We start from the raw sequence: 13,472 nt of genomic DNA, 5'->3' as shown, positions 1-13,472 counted from the left end.
TAATGCCGCAGAGCAATGTATTGTTCGTCATTAAAAAGTATCGAAAGTGAATTCATTAAGTTATCGTTAAGTTCATTTTAGGTTCTGGTAGGCAAGTCGTAACTGATTATTACTAGGGAAGTTTTTATGACAATAATGCAAAAAGTGTTTTGGTTAATATTCAGTGTTGGAAACATTGTCGCACTGTGGCTTTATTGGCAAACGCAAAGTGTTGTCAGTGCGTTATTTTTATTGTTCACCCTAGGCTATAGCGTTGTTGGTATATATGATCTTAAGTTTAGTACTCATAGTCTTAATCGTTTATATCCTGTTGTTGCTTACCTTCGTTACTTTTTTGAGTCTTATCGGGTTGAAATCCAACAATATTTCATTGCTAATGATACTGAAGAACAACCATTTAACCGCGAACAACGAAGCTTAGTATATCAACGCTCTAAAAATATTCGCGATACTATTGCTTTTGGTACCCAACGTAACCTACTCGAAGAGAATTATCGAAGTTTATGGCACTCACTCGCACCAACTCATGTTAAAGACGAGGTAAAACGGGTTGTTATTGGTAATGAGCAATGTAGCCAGCCTTATTCTGCTTCATATTTAAATATATCAGCGATGAGTTTTGGCTCATTAAGTAGTAACGCTATAGAAGCGTTAAATTTAGGTGCTAAAAAAGCAGGCTGCTATCACAATACTGGTGAAGGAGCTGCGAGCCCATACCACTTAAAGCATGGTGGTGATATTGTTTGGCAATTAGGAACCGGTTTATTTGGTTGCTGTAATGAAGACGGCAGTTTTAATGCAGACAGCTTTGTAACAACGGCAAATTTACCACAAATTAAAATGATTGAAATTAAGCTATCTCAAGGTGCTAAACCAGGTCATGGTGGTGTGTTACCTAAAGCTAAAATCACGCAAGAAATTGCCAACATACGACATATTTCAATGAGTAAAGATTGCGTATCACCTGCTGTAAATCCTGAGTGTACTTCCCCCAAGGCTCTGTTGAATTTTGTGCAACGATTGCGTGAGTTAAGTGGTGGTAAGCCGGTAGGCTTTAAACTTTGTATTGGTAATCCGGCTGAGTTTTTAAGTATTTGTAAAGCTATGTTAGAAACTGAGATTTATCCTGACTTTATTACTGTTGACGGTGCTGAAGGTGGTACGGGAGCAGCACCCGTTGAGTTTAGTAACCGACTAGGTATGGTTTGTATTGAAGGTATTTATTTTGTTGAAAATGCCTTAGTAGGTGTTGGTTTACGCGATAAAATAAAAATAATAGCCTCAGGAAAAACAGCGTCTAGTTTTGATTTGCTCGATAAAATAGCAGCCGGAGCCGATGTGGTTAATGCCGCGCGAACAATGATGCTAGCACTAGGTTGTATTCAATCAAGACATTGTAATACTAATTTATGCCCGACGGGTATTGCAACACAAGATCCGGTTCGTTCCCAAGCGATTGATGTTGAAATTAAGAGCGAACGGGTTAAAAACTTTCATAATAATACCTTGAAAAATTTTTATGAGTTGGTCGGTAGTATGGGTTTAGATGATCCCGCCAAACTTGTACCACAAATGATTAAGCGTCGCTCACCTTATGGCTTACAAATGTCTACCGGTAGTTTAGTTCCACCGCTGAAATTAGGCGCACTAGTGAATAATAAAGTGCAAGATGAAGCATGGAAGCACTGGTGGCATGCTTGTAGCGCCGAGCAGTTTTATGTTGAAGATTTATATGTACTAAAGTCTCCAGAGTTTAATCAATTTCATACTCAAGGTGCTTAAGTTAAGAAGAGACTACTTTGATATGTTACCAAACAATACTACTTCATGGTTATCTAGCCATAACGGATATTTAGCCATAACCTTAGTAAACATGGGGCTTTGTAAGTAATTATTAAGCCATTGTCTTACTTTAGGGTAGGGCGACTGTAAATACCATTGGCGTTCTACACGTGCAAATTGTCGAATAAATGGCATTAACGCAATATCAGCTAAGCTTTCTTTATCTGACATTAAGAAGTTATGCTGAGTTAAACGCTGCTCCAAGCGCTGTAAGTATTGCTCACAGGCAACTCGACATTCAACCACATTATCTTCTTGATAACGTTTGGCGCATTTGTATTGCTCTAAACAGCTTTTAAAATCAGTATCAAACTCAGCGATAAGCACTAACATTGCGGTGAGTGTATTTTTATTATTTGCGCTATTATGACCCTTTTGATGCAGTAAATCATTAGGATCACTTTGCTGTAGTGCCCATAACATTATTGCTAAACTTTCATCAATAACACTGCCATCAGCTAAGACTAAAACAGGAACCGTTGCTTTTGTTGAGGCGGCTATCATTTCACTAGGTTTGTTACTTAGTACAATGTCTCGTAACTGTATTATTTGCTTAGTTTTGAAAATTGCCATTCTAGCTCGCATGGCATAAGGGCAGTTTCTTAATGAATAAAGTACTGGTAGTGATTGTCTCTCATCGACCTTATGAGGTATTTTTTCTTTTGTGCTACTGTTCATTTGTACGTTTCCCTAAAGGTCAAATTCATAAATACCGTTATTAACCTATTTTAGCGGTATTCAACGGCTAAATATATGCGTAGAATTCGCTCTTTGAAATTTAACTGCCGATACTGTTGGCTAAAGTTGTAATAAATGAGTTCTAAAATTGAATTATTAGCGCCAGGTGGCGATGTCGATGCAATCAAGGCCGCTATTATTGCAGGCGCAGATGCCATTTATTGTGGTTTAGATACCTTTAATGCTCGAAATCGTGCGGCGAATATTTCGTTTGAAGAGCTTGTAGGTATTATTCGCTTAGCGCATCAGTACCAATGCCAAATATTTTTAACTTTAAATATTATTATTTTAGAGCGAGAGTTTAAATCACTCGCCAAGTTACTCAGTAAGCTTGCTAACACCACACTCGACGGTGTTATTGTGCAAGATTTAGGCTTATGTTACATACTTAAAAAACACTTTCCAACGCTTGATATTCATGCCTCAACGCAGCTAACAACTCATAATATTGGCCAAATTCCCTTTTTGAAAAAACTTGGCGCTTCTCGCGTTAATTTATCTCGAGAAATGAATTTAAAAGAAATCACCGCGATTACCGCAGTAGCAGATGCTGAAGAGGTGCTTGTTGAAGTATTTGTTCATGGCTCGTTGTGTGTCGCTTTTTCAGGGTTGTGCTACTCAACGTCTGCCAGTGTTGGTAATTCAGGTAATCGTGGTCGCTGTAGTCAGGCGTGTCGTGAAGAGTATGAAACAACACCATCAGGTAATAACTTCCCGTTAAACATTAAAGATAACTCTGCCTTTTTTGACTTACCTGCATTAATTGAAGCGGGCGTGCACTCTTTTAAGGTAGAAGGGCGTATTAAAGGGGCAAGTTATGTGCATACTGTTATTGATAGCTTCCGTAAACAAATAGATGGTTTTATTGAAACAGGTGAGTTACTTGAAGACGGTGAACGTCTTTATAAAGTGTTTAACCGTGATTTTTCTAATGCCTTTTTACGTGGTGATTTAAATCAGTCAATGTTTATTGAAAACCCGCGTGATAACTCAAAATATCATGCAATTGATCAAAGTAATGCAATATCAGTGGTACAAATCCACGAAGTTGAGCAAAGCTTAAGTGATGAAAAAGAGCAAATAAACAGTACAGTACAAGATAAAATAAAGCATTTGAGCATTGAAAAGCGGCCATTGTCATTAACCTTTTCAGGCAGCCTTGGTCAGCCGTTAACAATCACGATGGTTACTGAAGAGTTTGCTAAAGGGGCGACTAAGCCTCATGAGTTAGTTAAAGTATTCAAGACATCAAGTGCACTAATCGCTAGTAAAACTAACTGCATTGATAAAGCAACCATTGAAAAGCGCTTTAAGAGCTTTAACAATGCTGAGTTTACCTTAACTGCGTTAAATACCGGCGAAATTGAGGCAGGGGTTGGTATTGCTTTTAAAGAGTTAACCGCGCTTAAAAATGATGTCGCTGCCTTTTTAAATGATGGGGTGAGTGTCTTACCCGAGGTTACCTTACCTAAATTGATACATCATGCAAAATCAAACCCTGGCGCTAAAGCTAAACTTTCTATCTTAATTTGTGATGATAGTGACATTAACCTAAGTAATGTCACCAATGCCGACATCTACTTTAAATTGCCTGATGCTTATAAACGAGGCTGCACTAAGTATGTTGATTTTTTCGAAGAGAATCCTCAGCTTATTCCATGGTTCCCGTCGGTGTTAATCGGTAAAGATTTTGATGTTGCTTTAACTATTTTAGAGCAAGTAAAGCCGCGACTAATCGTGACCAATAATACCGGTATTGCTCATCGTGCTTATGAGCTAGGTATTAAGTGGATAGCGGGGCCATTTTTAAATACGACTAACTCTTATGCCTTATTGGCGATGAAAGAAGAGTTTAACTGTGCAGGTGCGTTTATTTCTAATGAAATTAACCATCAACAAATGCGTAATATTGCGCGACCTGAAAATTTCGAGTTATTTTATAGTGTTTATCATCCTATTTTATTGATGACTAGTAGACAGTGTTTTTTCCAGCAAAGTGTTGGTTGTGAAAAGCCGCGTATTGATAATGGCTGTATGCTTTCTTGTGATAAGTCGACCAGTATTACCAACTTGAAAGGCGTTTCATTTGCCATTGACAAGCAAAAGGCGGGCTACCCAAGTATTTACAATAAAGATCAGTTTTTAAATATGGAAGTGATTAACGATTTAGCCGAGCATTACGATGGCTTTATGATTGATTTAACCAATATTGGCGCAGGTGATAAACAATCACCTGAAAAAACAGCTTTAATAACACAGTTTGAACAATTACTTAGTGGTGAGTTTACCGATACTCAGTCTATTGAAAACAGCTTAAATAAGCTGGTACCAGAGTCAACCAATGTTCAATATCATAATGGTTTGTAGGGTAGGCTGTTATTACGTTTAGTCAGGCTAAAAAAAACCTTGAAGTTATCTTCAAGGTTTTTTAGTTATTAATAATTTTACCAGCTAATAGCTGGCTACTCAGCAACTAATTGTGTTACTTGGTAAGTTGATTGTTGACTACCAAGTTTAGTTTTTAAATAAGGCAATATTTCTTTTAGCTGTTCGGCTAATTGCCATGGCGGATTAATAATAAATAATCCAGTGCCCGTCATACCGTACTCTTCACTATCGGCTTCTAAACAAAACTCAACTTGCAGCACGTTTTTAACATTGCTGTTGGTAAAGTCTTTTTCCATTTGCTCAATAAAGTGACGTTTTACGACAGGGTACCAAATAATATAGGTGCCTGTGGCAAACTTAGTGTAAGCTTTGATAATAGTTTTAACGGCTTTTTGGTAATCTTCTTTGAGCTCATAAGGCGGGTCTATTAATACTACACCACGTCTACTTGGTGGTGGTAATAGCCCTAAAACACCTTGATAGCCATCGGATTGCTTAACAAATACTTTACGCCAACGCTGACAAAAATCTTCTAAATGTTGAATGTCAGTAGGGTGTAATTCAAATAAATGAGTACTGTCTTGGCGACGCATAAAGGCTTTTGCAATACCTGGCGAGCCAGGGTAAACTTCAAGTTCATCTGACAAATTAAGACTATTGATTAACGATAAATAAGGCTCAAGTGACTCAGGCGCACTTTTATCCTGAATGATTTTCTCAATACCGTTTTTGTACTCTCCTGTTTTTTGAGCGTATTCATCCCCAAGTTGATACATACCAGCACCAGAGTGACTGTCTAAATAACAAAAGCCTTTTTCTTTTCGAGTCATGTAATCAAGTACGAGTGTTAAAACGCTGTGTTTTAATACATCGGCAAAATTGCCTGCATGAAAGGCGTGACGGTAACTAAGCAAGGTAATTCCTTAATAGGGAAGTGTTATTGAGCTTTATAAGCCAAATAAAGCGGTTATTACAACAGTGTAATAACCGCTGGGTGTTTAAACTTAGCCTTTTAATTAAGCTTGGCTAGCTAAGTATTCATCGTAAGTACCAGCAAAGTCGTTATAACCTGTTGGTGTTAATTCAATAATGCGCGTAGCAATGGTTGATACAAACTCACGGTCATGGCTGACAAATAACAAAGTACCTTCGTATTGCTCTAGTGCCATATTTAATGACTCGATTGACTCCATATCCATATGGTTAGTTGGCTCGTCGAGTACTAAGATGTTTGGTTTTTGCATCATTAGTTTACCAAATAACATTCTGCCTTTTTCACCACCTGAAAGCACTTTCACTGATTTTTTTATATCATCAGCAGAGAATAATAAACGACCTAAGTAACCACGTACCACTTGTTCGTCATCACCTTCTTGGCGCCATTGGTTCATCCAGTCAAATAAAGTCATGTCGTTTTCAAATTCGTATTCATGATCTTGCGCGTAATAACCAATATTGACATTTTCAGACCACGTTAACTCGCCTGAACTTGGCTCGTAACCGACATCATTCATTAAGGTGCGTAAAAAGGTGGTTTTACCAATACCGTTTTCACCAATAATGGCAATACGTTCGCCCACTTCTACTAAGGCTGAAATGTCTTTAAGAATATGAGCATCATCAAAGCTTTTGTTTAATTTCTCTAATACTAAGGCATTACGAAATAATTTCTTTTCTTGCTCAAAGCGAATGAAGGGGTTGCTACGACTTGATGCTTTAACTTCATCAAGTTGAATTTTATCAATTTGCTTGGCACGAGAGGTAGCCTGTTTCGCTTTTGAGGCATTTGCAGAGAAACGCGCCACAAAGGCTTGTAATTCGCCTATTTGTGCTTTCTTTTTCGCGTTGTCGGCTAATAAACGCGCGCGTGCTTGTGTTGCTGCAAGCATGTATTCATCGTAATTACCAGAGTAAACACGTAATTCGCCGTAATCTAAATCAGCCATATGTGTACAAACACTGTTTAAAAAGTGTCTGTCGTGCGAAATAATTATCATGGTTGAATCGCGGGCATTTAAGGTTTCTTCTAACCATTGAATAGTGTGAATGTCTAAGTTGTTGGTTGGCTCATCAAGCAATAAAATATCAGGATCTGAAAATAATGCTTGAGCAAGTAAAATACGTAATTTGAAGCCCGGTGCTATTTCGCTCATTAAACCATAATGTTGCTCGACAGGAATACCAACACCAATTAATAGCTCGCCTGCACGACTTTCTGCGCTGTAGCCGTCCATTTCAGCATATTCAGACTCTAAATCGCCAACTTTCATACCATCAGCTTCACTCATTTCAGGTAAAGCGTAAATACGATCGCGCTCTTCTTTTACCGCCCACAATTCAGTATGTCCCATGATTACGGTATCTATTACACTGTATGATTCAAAGGCGAATTGATCTTGACGTAACTTACCTAAACGTTCACCGGTATCAAGGCTAACATTACCTGAGGTTTGTTCTAAATCACCACCTAAAATTTTCATAAAGGTTGATTTACCACAACCGTTTGCACCGATTAAACCGTAACGGTTTCCGCCGCCAAATTTTTGTGAAATGTTTTCAAACAATGGCTTAGCGCCAAACTGTTGGGTGATGTTATTTGCTGCTAGCATGATGAGTTCCGTTGATGTTTATAAGACAGAGAGTGTTAAACAAGTATTAATTACAAGTACTAATACTTGTTAGTCTACCGCGTAATATTTATTGAATAACAAAATAGCAACAACGGTAGAAACAATGCGCGCGATTATACCGAGAAAGTAAAAAGAAGTCATGTACAGTACAAGAAGTTATTTACTGTAGGTGGGAGTGCAAGGGTAAGCCATAAGGTAAAACTATTTAGCGACTTCTACACGATTTCGTCCTAATGCTTTTGCCTGATACAGGGCATCGTCAGCATCTTGGAATAAATGATTAAAGCTATGCTCAGGGTTTGATAGTTCTGATACACCAAAACTTGCCGTAATCTTGACGTGTAATTCATTAATTAAAAAATCATTATCGTCAATTGCTGCTCTTATTCTTTGCGCTACCATGCGTGCTTTCTTAGCGGTTGTTTTAGGTAATACTAATAAAAATTCTTCGCCGCCAATACGGCCTAAAATATCTTGTTCTCTAACATATTCATTAGCAATTTTGGCAATATTAATCAGCGCAATATCACCGCCAGCATGTCCATAAGTGTCATTAACTATTTTAAAATGATCAATATCAAAAACAACAACAGCAAACGGAGAGTTATGATTTTTACATGCCGACAGCTTATTCTCTGCATACTTGAAGGTAAAGCGTCTATTAGCTAAGCCCGTTAGTGCATCTGTATTAGCGAGTTTATTTAAATATTTGGAAGTTTTAACTTGTCTTCTGACTAAAAAAATTAAAAAGCAGGTAAGTGCTAATGTAAATAAAATAATGAGGTATTGAATCCATTTTTCTTGCTCTGCACTTTTTAACGCGGCTTTATCAAGTAACTTATCCCGCGCTAAAATTTTGTTTTGTAATCGGGTTTGATCGGTATCAAATAAAATTTTAAATTTAGATCTAATGGTTTCACGTTGCGTGTTTTGATAAGTATTGTGTAGTTCTTTTGATTCACGCTCAAAAAGATAAGCCGACTCATAGTCTTTGTTGAGGTAAGCTATTTTGGCTTTTATCGAAAGCACCTTTACTTTCCATGATAATGTTGCGTTCTTATCCAAAGTATCTAAAGTCGCCTCAACTTCACTTATTTTTTCCTGAGCTAAAACTAAGTTATTATCAGTAATGGCTAACTTTGCTTCTAATACTAAGTAATTTACTCTCGTAAAAGTAAGAACTTCTGCGGGCCTAGTTTCATGAAATATTTGCAAATATTCTCGTGATTTATCATAGTCCTCTAAGGCAAAGTAAACTTCAGCTAGGCCAAAATTAGCAATAGGAATGGAGGCTTCACTTAAGGTTTTTTTGGAAAAAATGATTACATTTTCAAAAGCGATTTTTGCTTTATTGTAGTCTTTAATGTTGAGGTAGCTGTTTGCTAATTCGCTTTGTACATAGAGCGCATCAAAATAAAACTCACGTTCAATAAAGTAACTTAAAGCTTCATTACCCAGCTTTATCGCGTTTTCATTATCATGAATATTGGAGTATGCACCTGTCATTTGTGATTTAAGGTACATCATTTCTAATTCGTTGTTTAATTGCTCTACTAATACATAGGATTGATGGAAGTATTTTAAAGCTTGTATATCATCATGAAGTATCGAGTAATAGCCTGCTATATAGCTATATACTTCAGCAAGGCGTTTAGTATTTTCAGTAGCAATAGCTATTTTTTCTGCTTTGGCATAAAGCGGCATTGTTTGCTCTAACTCACCTTTGCTCAATAATAATGCACCATGGGTAATTAATAATAATAATCCGGTGTCACTGTTAAAGTCTGGGTTTAAAGCATAGGCTTGTTCAATGGCTGTTATACCTTGAGTAACATTCCCGAGAAAGTAATTGTACTGAGCTATTTTAGCGAGCAGTGTTGTTTTATTTTCTTGAGACAAGGTTGAACCTTGCTCTGTCATCATTTTGGTTGCTGCTTCTAAAGCGAGGCTAGGGTCTTTAGCGCTTAACTCTTCAAAGTGGTCAAACGCTTTGCTAATAGTATTAAAGTTAGGAGAGCTTGAATAAGCTTTAAAGCTAAAAAATAAAAAAAACGTGATAAGTGCTAAACGTAAATAAATGACGGTGTTGAGAGTAAAGTCACTATTCTCTTTTTTTACATACATTGATAAAAGCCGTCCACTTATTTGTTTTTAAAGTAATTTTATAGCTATATAGCATAACAGTGTTAAGCTTAGCTCGTTATTTACTTTATTGGAATGCTTTAAACATAAAAATTAATTACTATTTAGTCTAATAAAAATAGCGCGTAGTGTTAACCATACAATGAGTAGCTTATTATTGCTGATTGCTACGGGTTGGGGGTTGTTTAGCAGGTATAAAAAAAGCTACCTTTGTGGTTAGACAAAGATAGCCTTGGGCTTTCAATAAATAGTTAGGTTTTAGGAGGCTATTTATTTTTAATAAGGCTCACTATATTTGTAGAGCTGTCATTACTTAGGTGTATTTTTTCTACTTGTAAACTGATTATCTGAAAAACGGGTTAACCCTTTTTTATGATTTGGTGTTTTCTTACCTTTTGCTTTGTTTGATGGACTTCTATGTTGTCCTGGGCTGGTTTTAAAGCCTTGAGAGTTATTCTTACCTTGTCGGCTTTTATTCGCTAACTGTTGTTCACTACGTGTTTCACGTGGTACTAGACAATTAGGCGCTGATCCTATTAGTTTACTTAAGCCCATCTTAGTTAATGCTTGGCGAATAATAGGCCAGTTAACCGGATCATGATAACGTAAAATAGCTTTATGAAGCCTACGTTGAATAGTGCCTTTAGGGACGCTAATTGTGCCGCCTTCTTTGGCAATATTTTTCTTAGTAATATTACGCAGAGAGTTAAGTTCAGTATGGTAAAGCGTTGTTGCATTTGCTAATGGTGACGGATAAAAGTTTTGTACTTGATCTAACTTAAAGTCGTTACTTTTAAGCCATAATGCAAGATTTACCATGTCTTTATCGGTTGTGCCGGGGTGAGCAGAAATAAAGTACGGAATGAGGTATTGTTTTTTACCAGCAAGTTTAGAGTAATGATCAAACATTTCTTTAAACTTATCGTAACTGCCCATACCTGGCTTCATCATATTATTTAATGGCCCTTCTTCGGTATGCTCAGGTGCAATTTTTAGGTAGCCTCCAACATGATGACTCGCGAGCTCTTTAACGTATTCAGGATCTTTTATCGCTAAATCATATCGAACGCCAGAAGCGATCAATACTTTTTTAATACCTTTTACAGCGCGCGCTTTGCGGTATAGCTCAATAGTAGGTGTGTGGTCGGTATCTAAATGACCACAAATCGTTGGCCAAACACAAGAAGGTTTTCTACAAGTCGCTTCTGCTTTTTCACTTTTACAATTAAGCTGGTACATGTTGGCAGTTGGTCCGCCTAAATCAGAGATTACACCAGTAAAACCAGGCACTTTCTCTTTAATGTCTTCTATTTCGTTAATAATAGATTCATGTGAACGACTTTGAATAATGCGCCCTTCATGTTCGGTTATAGAGCAAAAAGTACAACCACCAAAACAGCCGCGCATAATGTTAATGGAGGTTTTGATCATATCGTAAGCAGGAATTTTAGCTTTACCATAACTTGGATGCGGAACACGCTGATAAGGTAAACCAAATACACCATCCATCTCTTCAGTAGAAAGTGGTTTTGCTGGCGGGTTTAGCCAAATAATGCGATCGCCATGACTTTGTACCAAAGGTTTAGCCGAAGTAGGATTTACTTCTTGGTGAAAAATACGAGAGGCATGAGCGTACAACACTTTATTATCTTTTACTTGTTCAAAGGTAGGTAAATTAATATAAGTTGTTTGCCAAGGCTTACTTTTCTCTTGCCATGACTTATTACGATAGGTTGATATTTCAATAGGTTGTGCTGTTTTAGTAATATCAGCATTTACAATATTAACCGCGTTATCTGCTTCTGTTTTAGCTTCGTTGTCGCTGCAGCTTTCAGGAGTTATTTCTTCATAAGGGCTATAAATAGGATCTATTTTTCCTGGGCGATCAATATCACGTGAGTCAATACCGTGCCAACCAGGTAAAGCTTGCTTGGCTAAAAATGCGCTGCCGCGAACATCGGTAATAGACTTTACATCATCACCACGGGCAATACGGTGTGCTATTTCTACCAGAGGTCGCTCTGCATTACCGTAAATAAGTAAATCAGCTTTTGAGTCAAATAACACCGAGCGACGGACTTTGTCTGACCAATAATCATAGTGGGCGATGCGGCGTAAACTTGCTTCAATGCCACCAATAATCACAGGAACTCCTTTATAAGCCTCTTTACAGCGTTGTGTATAAGCGGTTACTGCGCGATCTGGGCGTTTTCCACCTTCATCATTTGGTGTATAAGCATCATCGTGACGCATTCTACGCTCGGCCGTATAACGATTTATCATTGAGTCCATGTTACCAGCAGTAACACCAAAGAATAAATTGGGTTGGCCAAGCTCCATAAAAGCATCTTTTGAGTGCCAATCAGGCTGAGCAATAATACCTACACGAAATCCTTGCGCTTCTAACATACGACCGATAATAGCCATACCAAAGCTTGGATGATCGACATAGGCGTCACCTGTAACAATTATAATATCGCAACTATCCCAGCCTAAAATATCCATTTCTTTACGAGACATCGGGAGAAATGGTGAAGTATCGTAGCATTCGGCCCAATATTTAGGGTACTCGAATAAGCCGTACTTTGTTTCTGGGATCAGTGGTTTTGTTGCTAAGGTCATTTAATGCTCTCTGGTTACTGCGCTATTCACTTAAGGTTAGATATTTAAGTGCTTACTTTAAATTAATGATTAGCTCATTAAACCTGTATGCAAAGATACAGGCGCGCGATTGTAACAGAAAGCGTTGAGATGTTCTAAATAAACTTTGTTTGTTTTTTGAACGATAAAGGCAATGTCACTACGTAAGAGGACTAGTGTACTTGTGGTTTATTATGCGCATTATTTTTTAATAATACACATTGGGTTTCACCTTGCTGAGCACATAAGGTTAACTCTGCTATTTCTTCTGGCGCAAAGCTGGCATTAGACAAGATAACCGCTGAGCAATTTCCGCGACATAACACACCTTTAATTTGTTCTACACTTAAATCGACAGTGCGATTTATTTGATCAGTACGGTTTTTATTTCTTAAGTTTACACACAATACTTTTGAGGTATCGATGCCATGTGTTTTTGCAAGTTGCTCGAGTGAAGCTTCGTTAGGGTTAATAATTAATATCCATTTTTTAGCTTGAGTATATTGCTGACAGACCTGTGCATATTGAGTTGATAGCTCATCATGGCTTGCAACATCTTTGAGTGCTAACCAAGACATATTTAAAGTATTTACCCCAGCTAATTCAACATTAGTAGCAGTGAAGTTGTTGTTATAAATAGAAAACATAGTAACCCTTAGTTATTTGTATATTTACTGTATGCATATACAGTATTTGTTTTGTGTTCACAATTCAAGCACTTTTTTAATTATTTTTAAACAAAGAAATCCGCATGTCTTTCACGGATACGACTTACCAGTATTCGTGGCACTTTTAAGGTAACTGTGAATAAACTTGGGATTAATGGGATTAAGCTAATGAGCACAGTAAAGTACGGCTAACTTGCGTAACTTTGATTAACTAATTGTGCTGATTGCTAGGAGCTGTTGATCTTTCGCGGTTAAATTTTGTTCGAGATAAAAGCGTTTTAATCGCGGCGGACAGTGTGTTGCCTAGTCATTCTAAGCAAATACTGTTCAACAAAGAGTAAAACGCTTTTAGCCGAATCCTTCGGACAGCGTTTGTTGGTCATTTTTACTGCGTTATCGCCTTTTTAGGTAGAATAACTACATT

Annotated in this window: 8 protein-coding genes; 2 read left to right on the top strand and 6 right to left on the bottom strand. The window is 37.4% G+C overall.

Going from position 1 to position 13,472, the window contains the following annotated elements:
- Positions 1–126 precede the first annotated feature (126 nt).
- Positions 127–1,782: an FMN-binding glutamate synthase family protein gene (locus KO495_RS08935; protein ID WP_215980070.1), complete on the top strand. Its 1,656-nt coding sequence runs from the start codon at positions 127–129 to the stop codon at positions 1,780–1,782.
- A gap of 12 nt (positions 1,783–1,794) precedes the next feature.
- Here KO495_RS08935 and KO495_RS08930 read toward each other — a convergent pair whose 3' ends face one another.
- On the bottom strand, positions 1,795–2,520 hold the full coding sequence (locus KO495_RS08930; protein WP_215980069.1) for a glutathione S-transferase: 726 nt from the start codon (positions 2,518–2,520) through the stop codon (positions 1,795–1,797).
- 135 nt (positions 2,521–2,655) lie between these two features.
- Here KO495_RS08930 and KO495_RS08925 point away from each other — a divergent pair, with 135 nt between their 5' ends.
- Positions 2,656–4,947 (top strand): peptidase U32 family protein, encoded by a 2,292-nt coding sequence (locus tag KO495_RS08925; protein ID WP_215980068.1) that lies wholly within the window; start codon positions 2,656–2,658, stop codon positions 4,945–4,947.
- 95 nt (positions 4,948–5,042) lie between these two features.
- On the opposite strand, the gene rlmJ is transcribed toward KO495_RS08925, so the two are convergent.
- The 5 genes from rlmJ to KO495_RS08900 form a co-directional block, all read right to left on the bottom strand.
- Entirely contained in the window at positions 5,043–5,882 is an 840-nt protein-coding gene (gene rlmJ / locus KO495_RS08920; protein WP_215980067.1) for a 23S rRNA (adenine(2030)-N(6))-methyltransferase RlmJ, read from the bottom strand.
- A 102-nt stretch (positions 5,883–5,984) separates the two neighbouring features.
- A complete protein-coding gene (locus KO495_RS08915; RefSeq protein ID WP_215980066.1) occupies positions 5,985–7,577 on the bottom strand; it encodes an ABC-F family ATPase in 1,593 nt (530 codons plus the stop codon).
- A 222-nt stretch (positions 7,578–7,799) separates the two neighbouring features.
- On the bottom strand, positions 7,800–9,722 hold the full coding sequence (locus tag KO495_RS08910) for a GGDEF domain-containing protein (protein ID WP_215980065.1): 1,923 nt from the start codon (positions 9,720–9,722) through the stop codon (positions 7,800–7,802).
- Positions 9,723–10,049: 327 nt separating this feature from the next.
- Positions 10,050–12,362, bottom strand: coding sequence for a YgiQ family radical SAM protein (locus tag KO495_RS08905; protein WP_215980064.1), 2,313 nt, complete (start codon positions 12,360–12,362; stop codon positions 10,050–10,052).
- Positions 12,363–12,553: 191 nt separating this feature from the next.
- Entirely contained in the window at positions 12,554–13,027 is a 474-nt protein-coding gene (locus KO495_RS08900; RefSeq protein ID WP_215980063.1) for a hypothetical protein, read from the bottom strand.
- Positions 13,028–13,472: the final 445 nt, after the last annotated feature.

Source organism: Colwellia sp. D2M02 (assembly GCF_018860755.1).
In the GTDB taxonomy this organism is placed as follows: Bacteria; Pseudomonadota; Gammaproteobacteria; order Enterobacterales; family Alteromonadaceae; genus Colwellia; species Colwellia asteriadis.
The sequence above is the reverse complement of the archived record's forward strand: the minus strand, read 5'-3'. Positions and strand labels throughout refer to the sequence as shown.

Bases quoted from the DNA above. Each gene is read 5' to 3' on its own strand.
- KO495_RS08900 (WP_215980063.1), bottom strand. From the start codon at position 13,027: ATGTTTTCTATTTATAACAACAACTTCACTGCTACTAATGTTGAATTA.
- KO495_RS08915 (WP_215980066.1), bottom strand. From the start codon at position 7,577: ATGCTAGCAGCAAATAACATCACCCAACAGTTTGGCGCTAAGCCATTG.
- KO495_RS08925 (WP_215980068.1), top strand. From the start codon at position 2,656: ATGAGTTCTAAAATTGAATTATTAGCGCCAGGTGGCGATGTCGATGCA.
- KO495_RS08930 (WP_215980069.1), bottom strand. From the start codon at position 2,520: ATGAACAGTAGCACAAAAGAAAAAATACCTCATAAGGTCGATGAGAGA.
- KO495_RS08905 (WP_215980064.1), bottom strand. From the start codon at position 12,362: ATGACCTTAGCAACAAAACCACTGATCCCAGAAACAAAGTACGGCTTA.
- KO495_RS08935 (WP_215980070.1), top strand. From the start codon at position 127: ATGACAATAATGCAAAAAGTGTTTTGGTTAATATTCAGTGTTGGAAAC.
- KO495_RS08910 (WP_215980065.1), bottom strand. From the start codon at position 9,722: ATGTATGTAAAAAAAGAGAATAGTGACTTTACTCTCAACACCGTCATT.